General features: G+C 69.6%; 19 protein-coding genes. 13 read left to right on the forward strand and 6 right to left on the reverse strand.

Translation table 11 applies throughout. The features are described 5' to 3' along the window. Positions 1–16 precede the first annotated feature (16 nt). From T8T98_RS04115 to T8T98_RS04160, 10 genes are all read left to right on the forward strand, one after another. The gene (locus tag T8T98_RS04115) at positions 17–1,537 is read left to right on the forward strand and encodes an XrtA system polysaccharide chain length determinant (RefSeq protein WP_160732277.1); all 1,521 of its coding nucleotides are present in this window, start codon (positions 17–19) and stop codon (positions 1,535–1,537) included. 10 nt (positions 1,538–1,547) lie between these two features. Beyond that, positions 1,548–2,642, forward strand: a complete 1,095-nt coding sequence (locus T8T98_RS04120; protein ID WP_251103982.1) for a P-loop NTPase family protein — start codon at positions 1,548–1,550, stop codon at positions 2,640–2,642. Between the two features lie 4 nt (positions 2,643–2,646). After that, positions 2,647–4,293 carry a porin family protein gene (locus T8T98_RS04125; protein WP_251103981.1) on the forward strand — a complete coding sequence of 549 codons (1,647 nt, stop codon included), beginning with the start codon at positions 2,647–2,649 and terminating at the stop codon, positions 4,291–4,293. Between the two features lie 14 nt (positions 4,294–4,307). After that, positions 4,308–5,483: an XrtA/PEP-CTERM system-associated ATPase gene (locus tag T8T98_RS04130; RefSeq protein ID WP_251103980.1), complete on the forward strand. Its 1,176-nt coding sequence runs from the start codon at positions 4,308–4,310 to the stop codon at positions 5,481–5,483. An 11-nt stretch (positions 5,484–5,494) separates the two neighbouring features. Continuing rightward, the gene (locus T8T98_RS04135; RefSeq protein WP_251103979.1) at positions 5,495–6,367 is read left to right on the forward strand and encodes an XrtA system polysaccharide deacetylase; all 873 of its coding nucleotides are present in this window, start codon (positions 5,495–5,497) and stop codon (positions 6,365–6,367) included. Next, positions 6,364–7,422, forward strand: a complete 1,059-nt coding sequence (locus T8T98_RS04140) for a FemAB family XrtA/PEP-CTERM system-associated protein (RefSeq protein WP_251103978.1) — start codon at positions 6,364–6,366, stop codon at positions 7,420–7,422. Before T8T98_RS04135 ends, T8T98_RS04140 begins: the two co-directional genes overlap by 4 nt. After that, positions 7,422–8,660 carry a TIGR03087 family PEP-CTERM/XrtA system glycosyltransferase gene (locus tag T8T98_RS04145; RefSeq protein WP_251103977.1) on the forward strand — a complete coding sequence of 413 codons (1,239 nt, stop codon included), beginning with the start codon at positions 7,422–7,424 and terminating at the stop codon, positions 8,658–8,660. The genes T8T98_RS04140 and T8T98_RS04145 overlap by 1 nt, the downstream gene beginning before the upstream one ends. Then, entirely contained in the window at positions 8,650–10,209 is a 1,560-nt protein-coding gene (gene xrtA / locus T8T98_RS04150; protein ID WP_251103976.1) for an exosortase A, read from the forward strand. The genes T8T98_RS04145 and xrtA overlap by 11 nt, the downstream gene beginning before the upstream one ends. A gap of 10 nt (positions 10,210–10,219) precedes the next feature. Further along, entirely contained in the window at positions 10,220–12,118 is a 1,899-nt protein-coding gene (locus tag T8T98_RS04155; protein ID WP_251103975.1) for an XrtA/PEP-CTERM system amidotransferase, read from the forward strand. Positions 12,119–12,306: 188 nt separating this feature from the next. Continuing rightward, a complete protein-coding gene (locus tag T8T98_RS04160) occupies positions 12,307–13,263 on the forward strand; it encodes a crotonase/enoyl-CoA hydratase family protein (protein WP_322295855.1) in 957 nt (318 codons plus the stop codon). A 24-nt stretch (positions 13,264–13,287) separates the two neighbouring features. Here the strand turns inward: T8T98_RS04160 and zapE are convergent, their stop codons facing one another. The 4 genes from zapE to T8T98_RS04180 all read right to left on the reverse strand — a co-directional run bounded on the left by zapE (position 13,288) and on the right by T8T98_RS04180 (position 16,718). Continuing rightward, positions 13,288–14,403 (reverse strand): cell division protein ZapE, encoded by a 1,116-nt coding sequence (zapE, locus tag T8T98_RS04165; RefSeq protein WP_251103973.1) that lies wholly within the window; start codon positions 14,401–14,403, stop codon positions 13,288–13,290. Next, positions 14,400–14,855 carry a PaaI family thioesterase gene (locus tag T8T98_RS04170; protein WP_251103972.1) on the reverse strand — a complete coding sequence of 152 codons (456 nt, stop codon included), beginning with the start codon at positions 14,853–14,855 and terminating at the stop codon, positions 14,400–14,402. Before T8T98_RS04170 ends, zapE begins: the two co-directional genes overlap by 4 nt. Before the next feature lie 2 nt (positions 14,856–14,857). Continuing rightward, the gene (locus tag T8T98_RS04175; RefSeq protein WP_160732288.1) at positions 14,858–15,640 is read right to left on the reverse strand and encodes a succinate dehydrogenase iron-sulfur subunit; all 783 of its coding nucleotides are present in this window, start codon (positions 15,638–15,640) and stop codon (positions 14,858–14,860) included. Between the two features lie 70 nt (positions 15,641–15,710). Beyond that, entirely contained in the window at positions 15,711–16,718 is a 1,008-nt protein-coding gene (locus tag T8T98_RS04180; RefSeq protein WP_251103971.1) for a D-alanine--D-alanine ligase family protein, read from the reverse strand. Between the two features lie 379 nt (positions 16,719–17,097). Here T8T98_RS04180 and T8T98_RS04185 point away from each other — a divergent pair, with 379 nt between their 5' ends. Further along, positions 17,098–18,402, forward strand: coding sequence for a hypothetical protein (locus T8T98_RS04185; RefSeq protein ID WP_251103970.1), 1,305 nt, complete (start codon positions 17,098–17,100; stop codon positions 18,400–18,402). 13 nt (positions 18,403–18,415) lie between these two features. Here the strand turns inward: T8T98_RS04185 and T8T98_RS04190 are convergent, their stop codons facing one another. Together T8T98_RS04190 and T8T98_RS04195 are read right to left on the reverse strand one after the other, a co-directional pair. Further along, on the reverse strand, positions 18,416–19,432 hold the full coding sequence (locus T8T98_RS04190) for a D-alanine--D-alanine ligase family protein (RefSeq protein WP_251103969.1): 1,017 nt from the start codon (positions 19,430–19,432) through the stop codon (positions 18,416–18,418). A 187-nt stretch (positions 19,433–19,619) separates the two neighbouring features. Continuing rightward, complete coding sequence (locus T8T98_RS04195; protein ID WP_251103968.1) at positions 19,620–22,451, reverse strand: Rne/Rng family ribonuclease; 2,832 nt, start codon at positions 22,449–22,451, stop codon at positions 19,620–19,622. Between the two features lie 437 nt (positions 22,452–22,888). Here T8T98_RS04195 and T8T98_RS04200 point away from each other — a divergent pair, with 437 nt between their 5' ends. Both T8T98_RS04200 and T8T98_RS04205 read left to right on the forward strand, forming a co-directional pair. Next, a complete protein-coding gene (locus T8T98_RS04200) occupies positions 22,889–23,758 on the forward strand; it encodes an N-acetylmuramoyl-L-alanine amidase family protein (protein WP_251103967.1) in 870 nt (289 codons plus the stop codon). 46 nt (positions 23,759–23,804) lie between these two features. Then, entirely contained in the window at positions 23,805–26,321 is a 2,517-nt protein-coding gene (locus tag T8T98_RS04205) for a penicillin-binding protein 1A (protein ID WP_251103966.1), read from the forward strand. Positions 26,322–26,351 lie beyond the last annotated feature (30 nt).

Below are 26,351 nucleotides of genomic sequence, written 5' to 3' on the forward strand. Positions count from 1 at the left end.
GGAAGGCCCCGCGCAGATGAACGAGGTTTTCGAAGAACTGCAGGCCGCGCTCCATTCGGCATGGCACCGGCGCTGGCTCGTCCTCGGCGTGGCCTGGGGCGTGTGCCTGCTGGGCTGGCTGGCGGTCGCGATGATTCCGAACACCTACGAATCGAAAGCGCGGGTCTTCGTGCAGCTCGACGACGTGCTGTCCGAACAGATCGGCATCGCCAATGCCGGCCAGGACGAGATCGAACGCGTGCGCAAGACGCTGGCGAGTTCGGTCAACCTGGAAAAGGTCGTCCGGTCCACCCGCCTCGGCGCCGATGTGACCTCCCCCGCCCAGATGGAACGCACGGTCGCCGGCCTGGCGGAGAAGGTCAAGGTCGTCAGCACCGAGGACAACCTGTTCGAGATCACCGCCCAGATCGGCGAATCGAGCCTGTCGGACGCGCAGAACGCCGCCCTGGCGCAGGATGTCGTGCAGAAGATGATCGACATCTTCCGCGAGGAGAACATCGCCGGCAGCCGGGGCGAAGTCGCCGACACGATCGTCTTCCTCGACCAGCAGCTGGAAGATCGCAAGCGCGAGCTGGAGGCGGCCGAACAGCGGCGCCTGGCGTTCGAGGCCGAGCATCCCGAGCTGATCGGCGGCACCGCGACGCTTTCGACCCGGCTCCAGCAGTTGCGGGCGGAAATGCGCGGCGTCGATGCCGATCTCGCCGCGGCGCAGAGCGCGCTGGCAGCCGTCAACGGTCAGATTGCGGGCACCCCGCGGACCATCGTGACCGCCGGCGAAGGCGGCGGTGCGCGCGGCGCGCTGATCCAGGCCCGCTCGCAGCTCGCCGCCCTGCAGGCGCGCGGCCTGACCGCCAACCATCCCGACGTGGCCGCGCTGCAGCGGCAGATCGACCTGCTCGAACGCCAGGCCGCGAACGAGGGGCCCGGTGCCGGCGGCACGGTCAACCCTGCCTACAGCTCGCTCGTCGCGATCCGGGCGGAGCGCGATGCGAACGTCCAGGCGCTGATGGCGCGCAAGGCCGCGCTCCAGGCAGACCTCAGCGCGATGATGGCGAGTCAGGCCGACGAGCCCGCGGTCGCGGCCGAGGCCAACCGGATCAGCCGCGATTACGAGGTTCTCAAGCGCAAGTACGACGAGCTTCTCCAGGACCGCGAGGAAATGCGCCTGCGCGGACAGGTGGAAAGCGAGCGCAGTTCATTCAGCTTCGAGGTGATCGACCCGCCGTCCACGCCGCGCGCGCCGGCTGCGCCCAACCGGCCGATCCTGCTGATCGGCGTGCTGATCGTTGGCGTCGGTGCCGGCGTGGGGGCGGCCTTCGCGTTCAGCCAGATCCGTTCCACGTTCGCCACCGGGGCGAAGCTCGAGCGGTCGCTGGGCCTGCCGGTGATCGGCACGATCTCGCACACGCTGACCGATGCCGGGCGCGCGCTCGCGCGCAAGCGGATGCGGATGTTCGCTGCCGGTTGCGCTTCGCTGGCGGGCGTCTGCGTCCTCCTGCTGGTGGTCGAGTTCGTCCAGCGCGGCATGGTGGGATGAGGAGAGGACAATGACCGAACACAAGAAGATCCCCTCTCCCGACGACGAGGCGAAGGAAAGCTCGCTGCTCGAACGCGCCAGCGGTGCGTTCGGCTTCGATCCGTTCAAGCCCGCGCCGGTTCCCCATCGCCTGGCCGAAGACAAGATGAAGCGGGCGAAGGTCCGCCGGCGCGCGGAGGAAAAGACCGAGGCGCCCGCACCCCCGGCCGACGAGGCCGGGTCAGCGCCGCAGGCGTCGGCCGTACCCCCGCCAGTCGAATCCGGGCCAGTCGAATCCGGGCCAGTCGAATCCGGGGGCGAGGCCCGTCAGGCCGGCGTGCCGGCGACGCTGCCCCCGTCGCAGCTGACGATCGAGCGCCAGGTCGGCGCCGTCGCCCTGCAGGGCAAGCGGTTCGCGGTCGATCGCGAGCTGCTGCGCGATCAGGGGCTGATCGTGCCGGATGGCGCGGTGAACGCGCTGGTGGAGGAATTCCGCATCGTCAAGCGGCGCCTGCTGGAAAGCGCCAGCCAGGCCGGCACGGCCCGGTCGCGCCGCGTGCTGATCTGCTCGCCGCATCCGGGCGAAGGCAAGACCTTCTGCGCGAGCAATCTCGCGATTGCCCTGGCGGCCGAGCGCGACAGCGAGGTGCTGCTGATCGATGCCGACTTTGCCAAGCCGTCGATCCTGTCGACGTTCGGCCTGCCCAAGGGGCCGGGCTTCATGGATTGCCTGGCGAACGACGGGATCGCGCCGGAAGACCTGGTGATCGGGACCGATATTCCCGGCCTCTGGGTCCTGCCGGCCGGGAACCAGACCAATTCGGACAGCGAATACCTTGCCAGCCGCCGGACGGCCGAAGTGCTCGACCGGCTGAGCATGGGCGCGCCGCATCGCATCCTGATCTTCGATTCCCCGCCCGCCCTGGCCGCATCGCCCGCGGCCGAGCTGGCCAAGCACGTCGGCCAGGCGGTCCTCGTCGCGCGCGCCGATTCGACCGCGCAGAGCGCGCTGGAAGACGCGGTCGAGCTGCTTTCGGCCTGCCCCGACGTCAAGCTCATGCTCAACGACGCGCATTTCAGCCCGAGCGGCCGGAAGTTCGGAACCTACTATGGGTACGGGGAGTAACCCGATGAAACGCAGCCATTTCCTTTCGGCCAGCGCTTTGGCGGCGATCGCCTGCGCGACGCCGGCAATGGCCCAGCAGACGGCCAGCGAGGACGCTGCCGAGGGACGCGGCGATCGCCGCGCCACGATCGCGCCCTATATCGAGGCGTCGCAGGTCCTCGTGGCCGAGATCTCGCCCGGCGACGACGTCGTGACCTACAGCCAGGTCGCCGCGGGAATCGATGCCAGCGTGACGGGGCGCAACAACGGCGGCTCCATCTCGCTGCGCTACGAACGCAATTTCGGCTACGGCGACGATGCGCTCGATTCCGACACGGTCAGCGGGGTCGCGCGCGGCTATGCCACCGTGGTTCCGCGGGCGCTGACGGTCGAGGGCGGGGCCATGGCGGCGCGCACCCGGGTGGACGGCAACGGGGGCACGACGATCAACCCGCGCGTGGGCGACGACAGCGAGAGCCGGATCTATTCGGCCTATGCCGGGCCGAACCTGCACACTCGCGCCGGCGACGTCGAAGTGAACGCGAACTATCGCATCGGTTACACCCGGGTGGAAGCGCCCGACGCGATCGCGCTCGAGCCCGGGCAGGACCCGGTCGACGTGTTCGACGACAGCCTGGTGCAGAGCGCCGGTTTCCATCTCGGCACCAAGCCCGGCGAACCCCTGCCGATCGGCCTCGGCGTCGGCGGCGGCTGGGTGCAGGAAGACGTGTCGAACCTCGACCAGCGCGTTCGCGACCGCTTCGTGCGCGGCGACGTGCAGGTGCCGGTGGGCCGCAACCTCGCCCTCGTCGGCGGGGTCGGTTACGAGGATGTCGAGGTTTCCAGCCGCGATGCGGTGCGCGATGCCGACGGCAACCCGGTGATCGGCGACGACGGGCGCCTGGTTACCGACAAGAGCGCGCCGCGGCAGATTGCCTACGACGTGTCCGGCCTGATCTGGGATGTCGGCGTGATGTGGCGCCCCAGCACGCGCACCGCGCTGGAGGCGCACGTCGGCCGGCGTTACGATTCGACCACTTACTACGGCACGTTCGCCTGGGCGCCCGATGCGCGCAGCAACGTGAACGTCGCCGTCTACGACACGGTTTCGGGCTTCGGCGGGCTGCTGAACAATGCCCTGGCCAACCTGCCGACCGAATTCAGCGCCGCGCGCAACGCGCTGAGCGGCGATTTCACCGGCTGCGTCGGCAGCGACGAAGGCGCCAATTGCCTCGGCGGCATTCTCGGCTCGGTCCGCTCGTCGGTGTTCCGTTCGCGCGGGGTCGCCGCCAGCTATGGCGTGCAGATGGGCCGGATCGGCACCGGGGTCGGCGCCGGGTACCAGCGGCGCAAGTTCATTGCCGCGCCGGGCACGGTCCTGGCCGATGCCGACGGCGTCGTCGACGAGGCATACTGGGTGAATTACTATCTCGACGCCCAGCTCGGCCGCAACGCCAGCTTCGCCGGCAACGTCTATGCCAACTGGATCAAGAGCGGCTTTTCCGCCGAGGGCGACGTCTTCGCGCTGGGCGCTTCGGCCGCCTATCGCCGCTCCATCACCGATCGCTTGTCGGCCCGCGCGGCCGTGGCGATCGACCACCTGGACAGCGAGGCGACGATCGAAAACTACACGTCCGCCTCCGCGCTGCTCGGCCTGCGTTACGATTTCTGAGGGGTAAAATACCGATGTTCGAAGATTTCTATGGCCTGACGGGGCGCCCCTTCCAGCTCACGCCCGATCCCAATTTCTATTTCGAGAGCACGACCCATCGCAAGGCGCTCTCCTACCTGGGATATGGCATGGCGCAGGGCGAAGGCTTCATCGTCATCACCGGCGAGGTAGGGGCGGGCAAGTCCACCCTTGTCGCGCACCTGATGCAGAAGATCGACCCCAGCCAGATGACGGTCGGCCAGGTCGTGACCAGCAATCTCGACGGGGAGGAACTGGTCCACGTCGTCGCGCAGAGCTTCGGCCTCGACATCGAGGGGCATGACAAGGCCAGCGCGCTCGGCGCGATCGAGGCCTTCCTCCACGAGGAGGCGCGCAGCGGCCGCCGCTGCATGCTGGTGGTCGACGAATCGCAGAACCTCAGCGTCGAAGCGCTCGAAGAGCTGCGGATGCTGTCGAACTTCCAGCTCGGCTCGCACCCGCTGCTCCAGACCCTGCTGCTGGGCCAGCCGGAATTCCGCCAGGTCCTGGCCGAACACCCGGACCTGGAGCAGCTGCGCCAACGCGTGATCGCGACCCACCACCTCGAACCGATGGGCGCGGACGAGATCGAGCCCTATCTCAAGCATCGCCTCCAGTGCGTCGGCTGGGACGGCAACCCCGAGTTCGACCAGCGCGTCTTTGCCGAGCTGCACCAGGCGGCGGGCGGCATTCCGCGCAAGGTCAACCAGGTGGCCACGCGCCTCCTGCTGCTGGGTGCGGTCGAGCAGCGTACGCGGATCGACAGCGCCATGCTGCGCGCCGTGCTGAACGAAATGCAGAGCGACAACGCCTTCCCCGAGGCCGCGCCGAGCCCGATGCCCAAGCTGGGGCCGGCCCCGGCAGCAGGCCCGGTCAAGCATGCCGCGCGGCCCGAGACGGGGGACGAGCCCGCGGCCGAGCCGGCGACGCTGCCGGTGGACCTGGTCGCCATGCTGGCCGAACGCGACGCGCAGATCGCGGAGCTGCAACAGGCGGTGATCGAGCTGTCGCAATCGGTCGACAGCGGCCGCGACGAACGCGATGCCGAACTGGTCGAGCGGATCGAAGGCTTCGGCCGCCGGCTGGACGAGCAGGAACGATCGGTGCGCGAAGTGCTCGCGATGCTGATCGAGTGGATCGAGACCGGACAGCCGCCCCGCGTCGCGGCCTGAGGAGGCGCCCCATGGCCGGACAACCCATCGTCAACGGCCTTTCCGTCGATGTCGAGGACTGGTTCCAGGTCGGCGCGTTCGAGAACGTGATCGATCGCGGCGACTGGGACGGGCTCGCCCTGCGGGTGGAGGACAATGTCGCGCGCATCCTCGACCTGTTCGCGGAAGCGGGGGTCAAGGCGACGTTCTTCACGCTCGGCTGGGTCGCGCAGCGCAACGGCGGCCTGATGCGGCGGATCGTCGAGGGCGGCCACGAACTGGCCAGCCACGGGTTCGACCACGCGCGCGTGTTCACTTTCGACCGGGGGCAGTTCGCCGAGGATATCGTGCGCGCGCGCAAGATCCTGGAGGATGCATCGGGACAGGCGGTGACCGGCTACCGCGCGCCGAGCTTCTCGATCGATGCCCGCACGCCATGGGCCCATGCCGAGCTGGCCGAACAGGGATATCGCTATTCCTCCAGCGTGGCGCCGGTGGCGCACGACCACTACGGCTGGCGCGAGGCGCCCCGCTTCGCCTTCCGCCCCGTGGCCGGGGCCGACATGGTCGAGATTCCGGTGACCACCGCGATCCTGGGCGGCCGACGGGTTGCGGCCGGCGGCGGCGGGTTCTTCCGCGTGCTGCCCTATGGCTTTTCGCGCTGGGCCATTCGCCAGGTGAACCGGCGCGAGGGGCGACCGGCGGTGTTCTACTTCCACCCGTGGGAGATCGATCCTGAACAGCCGCGCGTGGCCGGGGCCCCGATCAAGTCGCGCCTGCGCCATTACACCAACCTGGCCCGCATGGCCCCGAAGCTGCGCGAGCTGGTGCACGAGTTCGCCTGGGGACGGATGGACCAGATCGCCAGCCGCGAGGCGCAGGCCGCGGTCCCGCTGGCGGCATGAACGCCCCCTTCGTCATGACCGGCGACGGCCTGGCCCTGGCAGATCCGCACGATCCGGCGCAGGCGGCGCGGATCGACGGGTTCGCGGCCGAGCGGGGCGCTACGCCCTTCCACCGGCCGGCCTGGCTCTGCGCGGTGGAGCGCGGCACCGGGCAGCGCGCGCTGGGCATTCTCGCCCGCCGCCGGGGGCAGATAGCCGGGTGGCTGCCGCTGACCGAAGTGCATTCGCCGATCTTCGGCCGGGCGCTGGTTTCCAGCGGCTTCGGCGTCGGCGGGGGAATCCTGTCGGCAGACGGCGAGACGGCGCAACGTCTCGCGGCCGCTGCATGCGAACTCGCGAGCCGCCGCTCTTGCCCGACGGTGGAGCTGCGGGGCGGGCCGGTGCCCGCCGGGTGGGAAAGCCGCTCCGACCGCCACCTCGGCTTCGTGGCAGAGCTTGCCGCCGATGACGAGGCGCAGTTGCTCGCCATCCCGCGCAAGCAGCGCGCCGAAGTGCGCAAGAGCCTGGCCGGCGATCTCGCCGTTCGGGTGGGGCGGGGGGAGCGCGAGCGCGCCGCGCACTACGCGGTCTACTGCCAAAGCGTCCATAACCTGGGCACGCCGGTTTTCCCGCGCAGCCTGTTCGATGCCGCGCTCGACGCGCTGGAGGGGGACATCCTGACCGTGTTCGACGGCGAAAGTCCCGTCGCCAGCGTGCTTTCGTTCTACCACGGCGGCACGGTCATGCCCTACTGGGGCGGCGGAACTTTCGCTGCGCGGCGTCTGCGCGCGAACGAGCGGATGTATTACGAACTGATGCTCCACGCCCGGCGGCGCGGCTGTACGCGGTTCGATTTCGGCCGGTCGAAGACGGGCAGCGGGCCGGCAGCCTACAAGAAGAACTGGGGTTTCACGCCCGAGCCGCTGACATATGCCCACTGGTCGGCCCCCGGCAGCGCGCGGCGCGATATCGACCCGACGAACGACAGCTATTCGGCCAAGATCGTGCTGTGGAAACGGCTTCCGCTGTCGGTCGCCAACCGCCTCGGCCCGCCGATCGCGCGCGGGCTCGGCTGATGCAGGGAGAGATCCTCTTCCTCGCGCACCGGGTCCCGTTCCCCCCCGATCGCGGGGACAAGATCCGTTCGCACCACCTTCTTGCCGCGCTTGCGCGTATCGCCCCGGTGCATGTCGGCTGCCTCGGCGAGACGGAGCAGGACATGGCGCAGGGCGGCGCGCTGGCCGCGCTGGCCGCCAGCCATTGCCTCGTGCGGCGCAGGCGCAGCCTGGCGCTGGCGGGGGCGGAGGCGCTGGTGCGCGGCATCCCGGTCAGCCTCGCGGCCTTCGACGATCGCCGGTTGCGCCGCTGGGTCGCCCGCACGATCGCGGAACGGCCCGTATCGACGATCTTCGTGTTCTCCGGCCAGATGGGCCAATACGTCCCGGACGACTTCCGCGGGCGGGTGGTCACCGACTTGTGCGACGTCGATTCGGCCAAGTTCGGAGCATACGGCCGGCAGGGGCGCGGGCCGCGCGCCTGGATCGACCGGCGCGAGGCGCGGCTGCTGTCGCGCGAGGAGGCGCGCCTCGCCCGCCGGTCGGCCACCACGCTGCTCGTCAGCGAGGCGGAAGCGGCCCTCTTCCGCAGTCGGCTGGGCGATCGCGCGGCCGCCGATGTCCGCGCGCTGCGCAACGGAATCGATACCGCGGCCTTCGATCCGGCAGGCACCGGGCCGCACCCGGCGCTGGCGAACGCGGCCGGACCGCACGTCGTCTTCACCGGGCAGATGGATTACGCCCCCAATGTCGCCGCGGTCGAACGCGCGGCGCAGCATATCCTGCCGGCGATCCGGCGGCACCATCCCGGCGCGACCTTCCACGTCGTCGGGCGTGCCCCCACGGCGGAGGTCCGCGCGCTCGACCGGAATGCCGGCGTGCGTGTCTGGGGCGAGGTGCCCGACGTGCGCCCCTTCCTTGCCGCGGCGGACCTGGTGCTCGTCCCCCTGGCGATCGCGCGCGGGATCCAGAACAAGGTACTCGAAGCCATGGCCATGGCCCGCCCCGTAGTGCTGACGCCCGAGGCGGCGACCGGGATCGAGGCGGAGGACGGCGCGCATTTTGCCGTCGCCGACGACGACGCGGCGCTCGCGCATCGGGCGCTGGCCCTGCTTGGCGACGCCTGCGCGGCGCGGGCGATGGGCGAGGCGGCGCGCGCTTTCGTCCAGGCGGAGCAGGGATGGGCGGCGATGCTCGCCCCGCTGCCGGCGATCCTGGGTGCCGGCGAACCGGTCGGAAGGCAGCGCGATGCCGCCTGATGCCGCTCTCTCTTGGCGCAGGGACGCTCTCGTCGAGGCGATCCCTGCCGGCTGGCGCAAGCCGCTGGCGCGGATCGCGCTCGCCTGGCTGGCGCTGGCGCTCGTCGCCGCCGCCGACTGGGCGACGATGGCGGGCAAGTGGTGGAGCGTTTCCACGTATAACCACGTCCTGTTCGTGCCGCTGATCGTGGGCTGGCTGGCCTGGGTCCGCCGCCGGCAGGTCGGCGCTCTGGTGCCCCGCGCCTGGTGGCCGGGCCTTGCCGCGCTGGCCGGCGCACTGTTCCTGTGGCTGCTGGGCCGCCTGGCGGGCGTCAACAGCGCCAGCCAGCTGGGCGCCGTCCTCGCCCTGCAGGCCGCGGTCCCGGCCCTGCTGGGCCCGCGCGTGGCGGCGGCGCTGCTGTTTCCGCTGGCCTACATGCTCTTCCTCGTGCCTTTCGGCGACGAGCTGGTGCCGGCCCTGCAGATGATCACGGCGGACATCGTGATCTGGCTGACGCGCGTCAGCGGCGTTCCGGCGCATATAGAAGGCGTCTTCATCGATACGCCCGTCGGCCTGTTCGAGGTGGCGGAAGCCTGTTCGGGCGTGCAGTTCCTCGTCGCCATGCTGGCGCTCGGGGTCTTGATCGCGCAGACCTGTTTCCGGGGCTGGGGGCGGCGCGTGGCCTTCCTGGCTTTCGCGCTGGCCCTGCCGATCCTCGCCAACGGCGTGCGCGCCTGGGGCACGATCTACATCGCCCAGTTCCAGGGGATCGAATTTGCCGAGGGCTTCGATCACATCTTCTACGGCTGGATATTCTTCGCGCTGGTCGTCGCCGTCCTGCTGGGCGTTACCTGGCGCTGGTTCGACCGCGATCCGGAGGACCCGGGCGTCGATGTCGAAAGGCTGGAGCGTTCGCGCCTGCTCGACCGGCTGGGCCGCGCGACAATGCCGGCCGGCGCGGCGCTGGCCGCCGTCCTCGCGCTTGCCGGCGGTTTCGCGCTCTGGGCCGGGCTTGCCGCGCGCGTCGAGGCCGAGGTGCCCGCACGCCTCGCCTTACCCGAGGTGCCGGGATGGGAGCGGGTCGACTATGCCCCGCAGGTGCCCTGGATGCCGCGCGCGACCGGCGCGGCGCACCGGCTGATCGCGCGCTATCGCAGCGAGGCGGGGGAGGAAGTCGATCTGTTCTACGCGCTCTATGCCGCGCAGGACGATGCCCGCGACGCTTCGGCTTATGGCGAGGGGGCGCTGGTTCCCGACACGCCCTGGCGCTGGGTCGAACCGGGGCGCAGCATGCCGCAGGCCGCGGGCGCGGTCCTCCTCGCCCATGGCAACCTGCGGCGCGTGGCGGAAACGACCTGGCGCTCGGGCGATCTCACGACCGGCAGCGCCGCCCGGCTCAAGCTGGAGGCGATGGCCAGCCGGCTCCTGCTGCGGCGGCAGCCGACGGCAACCCTGATCCTGTCCGTGGAAGGGAGGCCCGCCGATGAAAGCGCGGCGGCGATCGACCGCTTCGTCGCGGCGATGGGCGGACGCGACGCGTGGATGGACCGCGCGGCCGGCCTGCGATAAGGGCCGGGCCATGTGCGGCATCGCCGGGATTTTCCATTGCGGCACCCCCAAGCCGGTCGATCCCGAGCGCGTCGCGCGCATGACGGACGCGCTCGCCCATCGCGGACCAGACGGGTCGGGCGTCTGGACCGGCCCTGGGATCGGGCTGGGCCACCGCCGGCTGTCGATCATCGACATCGCCGGCTCGCCCCAGCCGATGCATTCGGCCGATGGCCGCGCGACGATCGTGTTCAATGGCGAGATCTACAATTTCCGGGAGCTTCGCCGCGAGCTGGAGGCCGAGGGCGCCCAGTTCCGCACCGATGGCGATACCGAGGTGATCCTGGCCGCCTGGTCGCGCTGGGGCGTCGAGTGCCTTGCGCGCCTGCACGGCATGTTCGCGTTCGCGCTCTACGACGCCCGGCGCCGGGAACTCGTGCTGGCGCGCGACCGCCTGGGGGTGAAACCCCTTTTCACCGCGCAGCTCAGCGATGGCAGCGTGGCTTTCGCTTCCGAGCTCAAGGGCCTGCTGGCCCATCCGCTCCTGCGGCGCGAGGTCGATCCGCTGGCGATCGACGATTATCTTGCCTGGGGCTACGTCCCCGACCACCGTTCGATCCTGAAGGGCGTCGGCAAGCTCGCGGCCGGGCACTACCAGGTCCTGCGCCACGAGGCGCCGCCCCCGCCGCCGGTGCAGTGGTGGGATGTCGATTTCAGCCATCGGCGCAGCGGCAGCACGGCCGACCTTTCGGCCGAACTGCTGCACCACATGCGCGAGGCGGTGGGATCGCGCATGGTGGCCGACGTGCCGCTGGGCGCGTTTCTTTCCGGCGGGGTCGATTCGTCCTCGGTCGTCGCGCTGATGGCGGAATCGAGCCGCGACCCGGTCAGCACCTGTTCGATCGGGTTCGACGTGGCCGAGCTGGACGAGACGCGACACGCGGAAAAGGTCGCCCGGCTGTTCGGGACCGATCACCACGCCCGCTCGGTCGATCCCGACGATTTCGCGGCGGCGGACCGGATCGCGACGATGTTCGACGAACCCTTTGCCGATGCGTCCGCCCTGCCGACCTGGCGCGTGTGCCAGCTCGCGCGCGAGCACGTGACGGTCGCCCTCTCGGGCGACGGGGCGGACGAGGCGTTTGCCGGCTATCGGCGGCAGGTCTTTCACGCCCGTGAGGAGCAGGCGCGCGCGGTCCTGCCCGGCGCGTTGCGCGGCCCGATGTTCGGCGCGCTCGGTGCCGCCTGGCCCAAGGCCGACTGGGCGCCGCGCCCGCTCAGGGCCAAGGCGACCCTGCTCTCGCTCGCCCGCGACGGGGCAGAGGGATATGCGCGTGCCGTGGGCGTCGTGCCGGCGGAGATGCGCGCGCGCCTCTATGCCGACAGCTTCGCCCGGCGGCTCGACGGCTATCGCGCCGAAGACGCCTTCGTGCGCACGATGCGCGCGGCCCCGGCGCGCAGCGGCCTCGACCGGGCGCAATATGCCGATCTCAAGTTCTGGTTGCCCGGCGACATCCTGACCAAGGTCGATCGCACCAGCATGGACGTGAGCCTGGAGGCGCGCGAGCCGCTTCTGGATCACCGGCTGATCGAATTTGCCGCCCAGTTGCCCCTCCGCCAGCGGATAAGGGGGCGGCAGGGCAAGTGGCTGCTCAAGCACACGATGGGCCGATACCTGCCGGACGACGTGCTGTTCCGGCCCAAGCAGGGCTTCGTCACCCCGATCGCCCAGTGGCTGCGCGGGCCCCTGGCGGGGGAGGCGCGGGCGATCGCCACCGGCGCGCGCCTGGCCCGCACCGGATGGTTCGATGCCGCGCAGCTTTCGCGCATTGCCGAGGCCCATATCGCCGGCCGGGCCGACAATTCGCGCCTGCTATGGCAATTGCTGATGCTCGACCGGTCGCTCGACCGGCTCGGCATTTCGGGCTGACCGCCGCCAGCCGCCAGCCGCCAGCTGTCGCTCCCATCGGGGACGTCACCCGCGGGGCAGGGACTGGCCCAGATCGGGACTGGCGGGAAGGATGGTTAATTAATCGTTTGCCAGACGAGTCGGCCTTCGATTACCCTTCGGGCCATCGGTAGAGAGAGCGATGCCGCCTGACGAGCGGGGGGATCCACATGGATCGGTTGAGTTCACGGCTGGACAGCACGCAAGCCGGGGAGGCTTCGGAAACCCCGGCCATCCCCCTGGGGGAGGGCGAGGAACCGCTGGTTACCGAGAGCAGGCGGCACGCGGCGATCCCGGAAGGGCTGTTCAACCTGCACGAGCTCGACGTTTTCTACGAAGACGACACGCAGACGCTGTGGAGTTACATGAACCCGGCGGGGCGTCCCAGCTTCACGCCCCGGATGCTGAGCGATTTCGAGAACTGGCAGGTCTATATCGAGCAGGGGTTCGGGCCGGAGAAAGTGCCGCTGCGCTTCCTCGTGCTCGGCAGCCGGGCGCCGGGCGTCTTCTGTTTCGGCGGCGACCTCGACCTGTTCCAGCGGCTGATCCGCGAGCGCGACCGCGAGGCGCTGGTCCGGTACGGGCACCGGTGCTGCAAGATCCTGCACCGCAACATGGCCTCGCTCGATCTCCCGATGCTGACCGTCGGGCTGGTCCAGGGCGCGGCTCTCGGCGGCGGGTTCGAGGCGCTGCTGTCGTTCGATTACATCGTTGCCGAGCGGGGGGCGACGTTCGGACTGCCCGAGATCATGTTCGGCCTGTTTCCCGGAATGGGTGCCCACGCGCTGTTGAGCCGCAAGCTCGGCGGGGCGATGGCCGACCGGCTGATCGTTTCGAACGAGACGTATACCGCGGAACAGATGTACGACATGGGGCTGGTCCACAAGCTGGCCGAGAACGGCGAAGGGCTGTCCGCCTGCCGCGACTTCATCAAGAAGTCGGAGCGGCGCCATGCCGGGCTGGTCAACGCGCGCCGGGCGATGAAGGTCGCCTGGGATCTCGAACTGGCGGAACTGAATCGTATTACCGAGCTTTGGGCCGATTCCGCCCTGCAGCTGCGCGAACAGGACCTGAAGGTCATGGGCCGCCTGGTCGCGGCGCAGGCGCGCCTCGCCAGGGCCGCCTGAAAGCGCCCGCGCACCCGGGGCGGCTTACCCTTGCGCGCCGTGCCCCAGGGCCATGTAATCGGCGCTGCGCATTTCCTCCAGTCGGCTGACGGTGCGGGCGAATTCGAAACTGCCGTCGCCCGCGGGGTAGAGGCCATCCGGCTCCGCGTCGGCGGTGGCGAACAGCTTGACCCTCAGTTCGTAGAGCGCATCGACCAGCTTGGTGAAGCGGATGGCCTCGTTGCGGCGGTCGGGCCCCATGACGGGAATGCCGACGACGATCACCGTGTGATAGGCGCGCGCGATCGCCAGGTAGTCCGCCGCCCCGCGATTTTCGCCGCACAGCCGCTTGAAACTGAACACGGCCAAGCCCTTCAGGCTCTTGGGAACGTGGAGCGCGCGCCCGCCGCCGAGATCGAGCTCGGCGCTCGGCACGTGGGCGGCGTCTTCGGGCTTGTAGTCGGTCAGGCGGAAGAAAGCCTCGCGAACCTGGGCCGTGGCGTCGGGACCAAGCGGCGTGTGCCAGGTGTCGATCTCCCCCAGCCGGTCGAGCCGGTAATCGACCGGACCGTTGAGCGCGAGGACGTCGAGCTCGTCCTCCACCAGGTCGATGAAGGGCAGGAACAGCGAACGGTTGAGGCCGTCCTTGTAGAGATCGCGCGGGGGGCGGTTGCTGGTGGTGACGACGGTGACCCCCTCGTCGCGGATCAGGGCGGTGAACAGCCGGCTCATGATCGCGGCATCGGCGGTGTTGTTGACCACCATCTCGTCGAACGCCAGGCAGCGGACCCCTTGCGCGATCCGGGCCGCTGCCGGAGCGACGGGATCGCCGGTTTCTTTCGCCCGTTCCTCGCGGATCAGCGCGTCGACCTCCAGCATGAAGGCGTGGAAATGGACGCGGCGCTTATGCTCGATGTCGAGCGTCTCGACGAACAGGTCCATCAGCATCGACTTGCCGCGGCCCACGCCGCCCCACATGTAGATGCCGCGCGGTCGCGCCGGCGCGCGTGCGAACAGGCGGTCGAGCAGGCCCGGCTCGCGGTGCCGCTCGAGCGCTTCCTGGAGCGATTGCAGCCGTTCGGATGCCTCGCGCTGCTGCGGATCGGGGCGCAGTTCGCCCGCGGCGACCAGCGCCTCGTACCGCGCGAGCATTGCGCTCACTTGCGGCTGGCCTTGCGCACCAGGGCGGTGAAACCGGCCACCAGGTGATCGCGCTGGACGACCTCACCGCGCAGGAACAGCAGGCGCCCGGTCTCGCGCAGGACCTCGACCACCGCGTCGAGCGGCTCGTCGACTTTCCCCGCGCCGATGAACTGGGTCGACAGCTCCAGCGTCACCGCCGGCCCGGCATCGCCATCGGTCAGCGTGCGCATCGCCGCGAACAGCGAGATATCGATCAGCGCCAGCGTCACCGCGCCGTGGATCATGTCCTGCAGGTTGGTGTGCCGCCGTTCGGGGAACATCCGCAGGCGGCACCTGTCCCCTTCGGTCCGCACCAGCAGGTCGCCCATGACGACCGGGTTGAAGCGCGTCTCGTCGCGCAGGCGCCAGGTGTGCCAGCCCGGATGGTCGGGGTGCTCGCGGTATTCGAACGCCGAAGATTCGCTGTTCACGCTCAGATCTGGCGCTCGACCAGCATCTTCTTGGTCTCGGCGATCGCCTTGGCGGGGTTCAGCCCCTTGGGGCACACGTTGGCGCAGTTCATGATCGTGTGGCAGCGGTAGAGCCGGAACGGGTCCTCCAGCGCGTCGAGCCGCTCACCGGTCATCTCGTCGCGGCTGTCGGCCAGCCAGCGATAGGCCTGGAGGAGGATCGCCGGGCCGAGGAACTTGTCCGAATTCCACCAGTAGCTGGGGCAGGCGGTCGAACAGCAGGCGCACAGGATGCATTCGTAGAGGCCGTCCAGCTTCTCGCGCTGTTCGGGGCTCTGCAGGCGTTCCTTGCCGCTGGGCGTGGTCGAAACGGTCTGCAGCCACGGACGGATCGACGCGTACTGGGCGTAGAAGTGCGAGAAATCGGGCACCAGGTCCTTCACCACGTCCATGTGGGGCAGGGGGGTGATCCGGATTTCGCCCTTCAGGTCCTCCATCGCGGTGGTGCAGGCGAGGCCGTTCTTGCCGTTCATGTTCATCGAGCACGAACCGCAGATCCCCTCGCGGCAGGAACGGCGGAAGGTGAGCGTGGGATCGACTTCGTTCTTGATCTTGATCAGCGCGTCGAGGACCATCGGCCCGCAATCGTCGAGGTCGATCTCGAACGTGTCGTAGCGCGGGTTTTCGCCGCTATCGGGATCGTACCGGTAGATCCGGAACTTCTGCACCCGCGCGGCGCCTTCGGCCCGGTGGACATTGCCCTTGCGCGAGATCTTCGAGTTCTTCGGGAGGGTGAAGGTCGCCATAGTTCGATCCTGTTGCTTCGGCAGTCTCTCTAGCGCTTCGCATTGCGCTGGCAAGGGCGCGGCGCAAACTTCACCGGGCCATGAGCCCGTGCCGCGCGAGGCTTTCGGCGAGGATGGTCTCGATCAGTTCGGGCTGGCTCCAGCCTGCCAGCGCCGCCGCGCGGCCGAAGACCTTCTGCGACCAGAGGTTGCAGTTGAGGTTGAGCTCGAGGAACGTGATCTCGCCGGTGTCCTCGTTCACGCGGAATTCGAACCGGCCATAGTCGAACGGCCGATACTCGTTCCACGCCTTGCGCGTCAGGTCGGCGATCCGCGCGGCCATGTCCGCGTTCTCGAACGGGTCGAGCGAGTATTTCTGGCTCCGGTCCACGAGATCGCGCTTCTCCCGGTAGGTGCGCAGGTGCGAGGGATCGGCCTGGCGGAAGATCATCATCGGCAGGATCGTCGGCTCCCCCCTGACGGTGATCACCGGCACTTCGACGTCGCTGCCTTGCAGGAACGGTTCGACGATCGCGTCGTGGCCCAGCGCGTGGACATCGGCGACGGCCCGCTCCACGCTGGCGAGGTCGGTCGCATCGTTGACGCCCCAGCTGGCCGACGAGGCATTGGGCTTCACCACGTAGCGGGTGGCCGGCGGCACGGCGGACAGATCCACCGGGGCGCCGCGGCGAAAGATCGCCCAGGGCGCGGTCGGCACGTCGGCCGCGCGCGCGGCCCGCTTGGCCAGGTGCTTGTCGTCCGCCAGCCCGCGCAGGATCGGGCTGGCCCCTAGGTAGGGTATGCCCTTGCGCTCGCACAGCAGCGGGCAGAGCATTTCCGAATTGAAGAAACCGGCCCGGTTGAGCAGGGGGAAGACGAAATCGACCTCGGGGTTTTCGAACAGCACCTCGAACCGGTCGGCGATGACGAGGTTCAGGCCCAGGCCTTCGAGCACCTGGCGCATCTCGCGGTGATAGAGCGCGTGATTGCCGTCTTCGGGGTGCAGTTCGCCGTCCCACAGGGCGTTCTTGGCGATGAAGAGGATGCGGAGCCGCTCCCGGGCCGCGGCATCGATGGTCATGGGACGCAGTGCGGTCACGAACGATTGCCCTTGTTGCGCTGCGGCGTATGTCGCGGTGCAGCAAATTCGCTGGAATGCGTCCCTAGGTCTGTTAGGTCTGCACGCAAGCGAAAAAGCCATCCGGGTCGTCGATGCGAACAGCCACCAGCCAGATGTCGCGCGAGTTCGCGGACGATCCACGCGCCCATGAACTGGTCGCCCGGCTTTGCAGCGGCGGCGACGAGCGGCTGGCACTCGATCCGCAAACCGGCCTCAACCGCTACATGTCGGGCCCGTACCCGCGCGACACCTTCGCCATGCTTCGTCCACGGCCAACGACATCTCGCACGATGCCTTCCGCCACCTGCTCGGCCAGGGTCGGCCGGCGGACGGGGACTATGGCGCCCTGCTGGAGGGCATGCGCGGGCGCCTGCGCGGCGCGTTCGGGCTGGGCGGCGATGTCGATGTCGTCTTCGCGCCGTCGGGGACCGACCTCGAATATGTGGCGCTGGCCGCGACGATCGATCGCTCGCCCGGGGGCGTCCACAATGTCCTGCTCGGCGCGGACGAGGTGGGGCGGGGGTGCGTCCATTCGGCGGCCGGGCGCTATTTCAACGATCGCACCGCGCCGGGCCGCACCGTCGTACCCGGCGAAAGCGTGCCCGGGCTGGGGGCCGTGTCGCTGACCGACATCCCGGTGCGCTGCGGGCGGGGGCTGGCGCGCACCAGCGGCCAGATCGCCGCCAGCATCGAGGGGGAGATCGCGCGCGCTCGCGCCGGCGGACGCCACACGCTGGTCCATGTCGTCCACGGATCGAAGACCGGCCTGATCCTGCCCGCGCTCGACGACCTGGACCGCCTGCTGGCTCGCTGGGGACAGGCGATGACGCCCGTGGTCGATGCGTGCCAGGTCCGCCTGTCGCCCGGCGATGTCGCGGCCTATCTGGACCGCGGGGCGATCGTGCTGATGACCGGTTCCAAGTTTGCCGGCGGCGTCCCGTTCAGCGGCTGGGCGCTCGTGCCCGCCGACCTCGTGCGCCGCGCGCCGCCGCTGCCCGCCGGGTTCGATGCCCTGTTCCGCCGGGCCGAATGGCCACAAGGCTGGAACGGGCGCGAGGCACTGCCCGACCAGGGCAACCCGGGGCTGGCCACGCGGCTGGAGGGGGCGCTGTTCGAACTGGAGCGGTTCCGCGCCCTGCCGGTGGATGCGGTCTCGCGCGTGATCGATGCCTTCCAGCGTGCGCTGCGGCAGGGCCTGGTCGCGCCGCTGCACTTGCGCGAAGTCGAACGCTCCGCCGACCCCGACCCCGACCCCGACACCGACACCGACACCGACCCCGACCCCGACCCCGACACCGACACCGACACCGACCCCGACCCCGACCCCGACACCGACACCGACACCGGCCAGCCCGCCGCGCCGCACGCCGATCTCCTCGCCACGCTGGCGACCCTCGACGTCTCGGCCCTGCCGGCGGCGCGGAGCTTCGATGGCGCCGTATCGCTGCACGCGCGGCTCGCGCGTGGGGGCATCCGGCTGGGCCAGCCGGTCAGGAGCGTGCGCCTGCCCTGCGGGGGCTGGGGCGGGACCTTGCGCCTCGGCCTGTCGATGCCGCAGATCGCCGCTCTCGCGCCCCTGTCGCAGTCTGCCTGCGAAGCGGCCTTTGCCGCGCATTTCGAGCTCGTGGCGGAGGCCCTGCGCCAGTGCGAAGCCGTCGCCTGACAGGCGGCGCGGGCTAGCCCGCGATCAGCGCGTTGCGCCGCCAGGATTCGGCCAGGAGCGTCTCGATCAGGTCGCCGTGGCTGAAGCCGGCCTGGGCCGCCGCCTTGGCCATGACCTTTTCCGACCACAGGTTGCAGTTGAGATTGATCTCGATGAAATTCACGTCGCCGGTGGCGAGATCCAGCCGGAACTCGATCCGGCCATAGTCGAAGGGCACGAATTCCTGCGCGACCTTGCGGGCCATGGCCTCGATCCGCGGGGCGAACTCGGCATGGTCGAAACGCTTCAGCGCCGCCTTCTCGGTGTTCTGGACCAGATCGCGCTTCTCGTAATAGGTCCACAGCTTCTGCGTGTCCTCGCGCTCGTACCACAGCATGGGCAGGGCGACGGGCTCGTCGCGGATGGTGATGAACGCGCACTGGATGTCGTAACCGTCGAGGTAGGGCTCCACGATCGCGTCGTGGCCCTGGCCGTGGATGTCGGCGATGGCATTGGCCACCCCGTTCCAGTCGAAGGCATCCGAGATGCCCCAGCTGGCGGAGGAGGCATTGGGCTTGATCACCCACCGGCCCCCGGGCGCGGGCGGCAGGTCCTTTTCCAGCACGGGGCCGCCCCGGCGATAACAGAACCACGGGGCAGTGGGCACGCCGGCGTGGGCGGCCGCCAGCTTCGACACCGACTTGTCGTCGCCCATCCCGCGCAGGAACGGCATCGCGCCGAGATAGGGAATGCGGTGCATGTTGCACAGCAGCGGGATCAGCATCTCGCTGTTGACGAAGCCGCCACGGTTGAGGAGCGGGAAGACGAAATCGACCTCCGGCCGCTCGAACAGCGCCTTGTACGTATCCGCGAACCGGAGGTTGAGGCCGAGGCTTTCCAGCGTCGTGCGCACTTCGTGGTGATAGATCGCGTGGTTGCCGTCTTCGGGATGCATCCCGCCCCCCCACAGGACGTGCTTGGCCATGAACAGCAGGCGGACGCGCTCCTTGGCGTCGTCGGGAATGCGCAGGGGCTGGGGAGAATCGGGCATCGGGGGGTCTCGTCGGTTGGGACAGGCCCGCCATCTAGGCGCGAACGCGGCGCGCCGCCAGAGCCCTCTTGCACTGGCTCGGTGGGCAGGGATCGCGGCAGCGGTGCGAACGGCAAGAAGGGGCGGAACGATCCGCGTGCACGCAACACGCGGGCCATTCCGCCCCTTCGTCGGCGCCTGTTGCGGCTTACTGCCCGAAAGTGCGCTGCCACCAGCCGCGGCGCGGAGAGGAGGACTTGCCTTCCTCCTGCGCGGCGGGCGCGGTCTCGGCCTCGCTCTCGTCTGCCGGTGCGGCGGCATCGGCGGTCTCGGGCGCGGAGGTCGGCTCCTCGCGGCTTTCCGCAGGCGGGGCTTGCGGGGCCGGTTCATCGTCGGCCTTCTTGCGCCGCCGCGTGCGCTTGGGCTTTTCAGCCGGTGCCTCGGCCTCCGCTTCGGCTTCGGCCTTGGCGGGGCCAGCGCTTTCGGCTGCGGGTGCCTGCGCCTCCTCGGCCTTCTTGCGCCGGGTGCGCCGCTTGGGCTTCGGAGCCTCCTCGGTCTCGGCTTCGGCCGCCGGGGTTTCCGCGGGGGAGTCGCCGGCCGGCTCTTCCGCCGCCGCGTCCTTGGCCTTCGCCTTGGCACGCGGCTTGCGCTTGGCCGGCGGAGCGGCCTCCTCTCCGTCTTCGGCCTTCTTGCGGCGCGTGCGCTTCTTCGGCTTGGGTTCTTCCTCGGCCCCGGCCGGCTGGTCCGGCGCGTCCGCGGTCGCTTCGGCGCCCGGGGCGACGGCCATGTCCTCGCTCACGCGTTCGGCGACCGCTTCGGGCGTCTCGATCTCGCCTTCGCCGGCGTTATCGCCGTCCTCGCGATCGCGGCCGCCGCGCCGCCGGCGTCCGCCCCGGCGGCGGCGCTTGCGCGGCTTGCCCTCGTCCTCTTCCGAGGCGGGGCCGCCTTCGCTGTCGCCGTCCCCGTTACCGGTGGATTCGTGGCCGGCGGTTTCGTCGTCGTCCCTGTCGTCGCCGCCCTCGTCGCCGCCCTCGTCGCCGTTGCGGCCCTTGTTGCGGCCGCGGCCACCCCGGCGGCGGCGCTTGCGCTTGCGGTTGCCGTTGTCGTCGTCCTCGTCGTCGCGGTCCTCGGCCTGTTCGTCGGCCTCGGGCTCGTCCTCGTCGTCGACGATCGGTTCGAACTTCGGTGCCTGCGCCGGCTTGGGCCCGGAGCTGGAGACGCTCATCTTCGCGCCTTCCTCCTCACCCTCGGGCACGACTTCGACGGTGACGCCGTAACGGCGCTCGATCTCGACCAGGTCGTCGCGCTTGGAATTGAGCAGGTAGACCGCCGCCTCGGTGCTGGCGGCCAGCGTGATGACCGTGCCCTTGCCCTTGGCCGCTTCGTCCTCGATCAGGCGCAGGGCCGAAAGGCCCGCGCTCGATGCCGTGCGGACGAGGCCGGTGCCGTCGCAGTGCGGGCATTCGCGGGTGGTCGCTTCCAGCACGCCCGTGCGCAGGCGCTGCCGGCTCATCTCCATCAGGCCGAAGCCGGAAATGCGGCCGACCTGGATCCGCGCCCGGTCGCTTTTCAGCGCGTCTTTCAGCGCGCGTTCGACCTTCCGGTTGTTGGAGTTGTACTCCATGTCAATGAAGTCGATCACCACCAGGCCGGCCATGTCGCGCAGGCGCAGCTGGCGCGCGATTTCCTTGGCCGCTTCGAGGTTGGTGGACAGGGCCGTCTGCTCGATCCCGTGTTCCTTGGTCGAACGGCCGGAGTTGATGTCGATCGAGACGAGCGCCTCGGTCGGGTTGATGACCAGGTAGCCGCCGCTCTTCAACTGCACGACCGGGTCGTACATCGCGCGCAGCTGGTCCTCCGCGCCATAGCGCTGGAACAGGGGGACCGGGTCGGAATAGGCCTTCACCCGCCGGGCGTGGCTGGGCATCAGGAGCTTCATGAACTCCTTCGCCGAGCGGTAGCCGGCTTCGCCCTCGACCACGACTTCCTCGATCTCGCGGTTGTAGATGTCGCGAATCGCCCGCTTGATCAGGTCGCTGTCCGAATGGATCAGCGTGGGGGCGCTGGAGGAAAGCGTCTTCTCGCGGATCTCGTCCCACAGGCGCGCGAGATAGTCGAAGTCGCGCTTGATCTCGGTCTTGGTGCGCTGGAGGCCGGCCGTGCGGACGATCAGGCCCATCGTGCGCGGCAGCTTGAGATCGCCGACGATCTGCTTCAGCCGCTTGCGATCGCTGGCGCTGGAAATCTTGCGCGAGATGCCGCCGCCGTGGCTGCTATTGGGCATCAGCACGGTGTAGCGGCCGGCGAGGCTGAGGTAGGTCGTCAGCGCGGCACCCTTGTTGCCGCGTTCTTCCTTGACCACCTGGACCAGCAGGACCTGCCGGCGCTGGATCACGTCCTGGATCTTGTAGCGGCGGCGCAGCGCCTGGCGCCGGGCGCGGACCTCGTCCACTTCCTTGGCCCGCGCGCGGCCCTTGCCCTGGCGGCGGCCGCGACCCCGGCGGCCGCGGCGCGAACCGTTGCCTTCTTCCTCGTCGTCGCTGTCGTCGTCGCCATCGTCGTCGCCATTCGCGACCTGGCCTTCCTCGATCGTGGCGACCTTGTCCTTCTCGGACGTGTCGATTTCCTCGACCCCGTCCTCGGCGAATTCCTCGACCAGCGATTCGCCGGTCTCGTCGTCGGCGTCGTACTCGTCGCCCGGAACGTCGCCGCGTTCCTCTTCCTCGGCGCGCAGGCGCGCTTCTTCCTCGGCAGCCTCGGCCTCTTCGGCCAGGAGCTGTTCGCGGTCTTCCTTCGGGATCTGGTAGTAGTCGGGGTGGATCTCGCTGAAGGCGAGGAACCCGTGCCGGTTGCCGCCGAAATCGACGAAGGCCGCCTGGAGGCTGGGTTCGACCCGGGTTACCTTGGCGAGGTAGATATTGCCCTTGATTTGCCGATGTTCGGCGGATTCGAAATCAAATTCCTCGATCCGGTTGCCCTTGAGCACCGCCACCCGCGTTTCTTCCGGGTGGCGCGCATCGATAAGCATGCGCGTTGCCATGTAAAAATCTCCGTGCGCGTCCGGGCGGGCTGTCGCCGGCCGGGATCGTCTGCGCAAATAAGTGGGATCCGCCGATCGCCTGGCGATGGGCGGCAATGTCGAACCGGACGCCGCGAACCTTTTCGCGGTGCCGGAATGATGTGTCTGCAATCATGCGAATGCGCCTGTGTCGCGCCGCCTGGCCCGCCAGCGCGACGACGCCCGCCTGTGGCGGGGTGGTCATGCTCGGGGAGAGGCTTCTCATGAACTGCATCAACCTGTTGCGAGCGCCGGAGCAGGAAGCTGCCGGCGAGCCTGGGGCCCGTTTGGTTCCCGCGCCGGATAGCGGCGTCGGGCTGTGGCGGGCCGGAATTTCGGCCTTGCAGAGCTAGCATCCCGCCATTCGTTCGGCAACCATGTTGCGCATCCTGCCCGCAACACCCTAACAACCGGGCGCAATGTCCATGCGGCTTCAGATATGGCTGATCTTCCTGGCGCCGCCGGTTTTCCTGGCGGCGCTGTACCTGCTCGGCCTGTCGATCCCGGTGCCGCACCTGGGGCGCGACTACGTGGTGCGCGTGGCCCTGCCCGAGGCGGGCGACCCGGTCGGCCTGCCCACGATCCACGGCCCGCCGGACCGGTCGCGGCCGCTGGTGGTGATCGACCCCGGCCACGGGGGGAAGGACCCGGGCGCCAGCGTCGAGGGGTACCGGGAAAAGGACATCGCCCTGGCGCTCGCCATGGCCTTGCGCGACAGGCTGGTGGCGGACGGCGGGGTCAGGGTCGCCCTGACGCGCGAGGACGATCGTTTCCTCGTGCTCGACGAACGGCCCGAGATCGCCCGCCGGCTCGACGCCGACCTGTTCGTGTCGATCCACGCGGATTCGGCCGGCGAAGCGAGCGGCGCGAGCGGGGCGAGCATCTATACCCTTTCGGCCCGGGCCTCGAGCGAGGCCGCGGCGCGCTTCGCCGAACGGGAGAACGAGGCCGACCGGGTCAACGGCGTGCGGATCGAAGGGCAGGATGCCGATGTCAGCGCGATCCTGGTCGAACTGTCGCAGCGCCGGGTGCAGGAGGCATCGGCCGAGTTCGCCGGGCTGATCGTGCGCGAGGGGGAAGGGGAACTGGTCTTCCATCCGCGCCCGCGCCGGTCGGCGGCGCTGGCCGTGCTGCGCGCGCCCGACGTGCCGGCCGTGCTTTACGAAGCCGGCTTCATCACCAATCCGGAAGACGCGCGGCGCCTCGCCAGCCCCGAGGCGCGCGAGCGTTTTGCCGGCGTCATGGCGCGTGCGATCCGGATCTACTTCGCCCGCCAGGCCGGCACCTAAACCATATGGCATTCCGCCGAAGCTGCGTGCTAGAGACGCCTCGACCATGGCCGAACCCTCTACAACCGAATACTTTCGCTACCGCATTCGTCGCGACGCCTCGGGCGCGCTGAACTGGCTCGCGACGAACTGGCGGGAAAGGCGCTGGTTCCGCTGGGGAGCGGTCGCGCTGGGCGCGCTGCTGGTGCTGTGGCTGGCTGTCTGGGCCCTGCTGGCGCGCGGGCTGCCCGATGCGGAGATGCTGCTTGAATACGAACCGCCGCTGCCGACGATGGTGCGCGCGGCCGACGGGGAGATCGTCCATTCCTACGCACGCGAGCGGCGCGTGCAGTTGCAATATGCCGATTTCCCCGAGACCCTGATCGAGGCCTACCTTGCGGCCGAGGACAAGACCTTCTTCAGCCACGGCGGCATCGACATCGGCGGCCTGACCGGGGCCGTGATCGACTATGTCAGCAAGCTGGGATCCGGCGAACGCGCGGTGGGCGGTTCCACCATCACCCAGCAGGTGGCGAAGAACATCCTGCTGTCGAACGAGTATTCGATCACTCGCAAGCTCAAGGAAATGATCCTGGCCCGGCGGATCGAGGGCGCGCTGACCAAGGAGCAGATCCTCGAGCTCTACCTGAACGAGATCCCGCTGGGGCGGCGCAGCTTCGGCGTCCAGGCAGCGTCGCGGGCCTATTTCGACAAGGACGTGGGCGAGCTGGCGCTGCACGAGATGGCGTTCCTGGCGATCCTGCCCAAGGCGCCCGAGCGTTACGGGCGCAGCCAGCATCACGACCTGGCGCTGGCGCGGCGCAACTTCGTGCTCGACCAGATGGCGGCCAACGACTTCATTACCGAGGCGCAGGCGGCCGAGGCGCAGGCGCAGCCGCTGGGCCTGCAGCCCAGCCGGGCGCAGTACAGTTCCGCCGATGCCGGCTATTTCTTCGAGGAAGTGCGCCGCCAGCTGATCGAGGATTTCGGCGAGAACGCCGAAGACGGGCCGAACAGCGTCTATGCCGGCGGCCTGTGGGTGCGCACCTCGCTCGATCCGGAAATGCAGGCGGCGGCGCGCGACGCGCTGCGCGGCGGCATGATCCGCTATCACGGCAACCGGGGCTGGCCCGGACCGGTGGCGACGATCGATCCGGACAACGGCGAGTTGATCGCGCAGCTGCGCTCCTCCAACCTCGGCATCAATTACCGCGGCTGGCGGATCGGCGTCGTCACGGCGCGCAGCGGATCGTCGGCCACGATCGGCCTGACCAATGGCGAGAGCCACCCGCTGTCCGGCTTTCCCGACGCGCTGAAGGTCGGCGACGTCGTGGCGGTGGAGAAGGCCGGGGCCGGTTATCGCCTGCGCTCGGTGCCGGAAGTTTCCGGCGGCTTCGTGGCGATGGACCCCCTGACCGGGCGCGTCCTGGCAATGCAGGGCGGGTTCGACAGCCGGCTGGGCGATTTCAACCGCGCCACCCAGGCCGAACGCCAGCCGGGCTCGACGATCAAGCCCTTCGTCTATGCGACCGGCCTCGACCACGGGATGACGCCGGCCTCGCAGGTGCCGGACCAGACGTTCTGCTATTACCAGGGCGCGCGCCTGGGTGAAAAGTGCTTCCGCAACTTCGGCGGCGGCGGCGGCGGCGTCCACACGATGCGCTGGGGGCTGGAGCAGAGCCGCAACCTGATGACGGTGCATATCGCGATGGACGCGGGCATGCCGCAGGTCATCAGGACCTTCGAACGGGTCGGCATCGGCAGTTACGAACCTTATCCCGCCTTCGCGCTGGGGGCGGGGGACACGACTGTCCTCAAGATGGTCAACGCCTATGCGGCCCTGGCCAACCACGGGCGCCAGAACGCGCCGACGGTGATCGATTACGTGCAGGACCGGCGCGGCAAGGTCATCTGGCGGGCGGATCGCCGGCCGTGCGACCGGTGCAACATGCCCGAATGGGACGGGAAGCCGATGCCGCGCGCGGGGCTGAGCGGCAAGCAGGTGATGGACCCGCGCACCGCCTACCAGGTCGTTCACATGCTGCAGGGCGTCGTCACCCGCGGCACCGCGGTGCGGCTGCGCGATCTCGGCCTGCCCCTGTTCGGGAAGACGGGCACGACGACGGGCCCCACCAATGCCTGGTTCGTGGGCGGCTCGCCCGAGGTCGTGGCGGGCGTCTATCTCGGCTTCGACCAGCCGCGCAACATGGGCGGGTGGGTCCAGGGCGGCAACACGGCGGCCCCGATGTTCAAGGATTTCGTCCGCAAAACGCGGGCGCGGTGGTCCGACGATCCCTTCGTCGCGCCCGCGGGGATACGCATGGTGCGGATCGATCGCCGTTCCGGCAAGCGCGTGCTCGACGGCTGGCCGAGCGACGATCCGCGCGCGGCGATCATCTGGGAGGCGTTCAAGCCCGATACCGAGCCGCCGCGGCGCACCCGGGCCGACGCGATCGAGGCCAAGCGGCGCGAGATCCTGGAACTGATCCGGCGCGGGCAGTCGGCCGGGCAATCCGCCGGCCCCGGCGCGGGCGATCACAACGAGCCGTCCGATTTCGTCGAGGACCAGGGCGGCATCTATTGAGGCCGCGCCGATCCGCGCCCGGCCGGCAGG

Origin of the sequence: Pelagerythrobacter marinus (assembly GCF_034375205.1) — a bacterium.
Taxonomy (GTDB): Bacteria; Pseudomonadota; Alphaproteobacteria; order Sphingomonadales; family Sphingomonadaceae; genus Pelagerythrobacter; species Pelagerythrobacter marinus.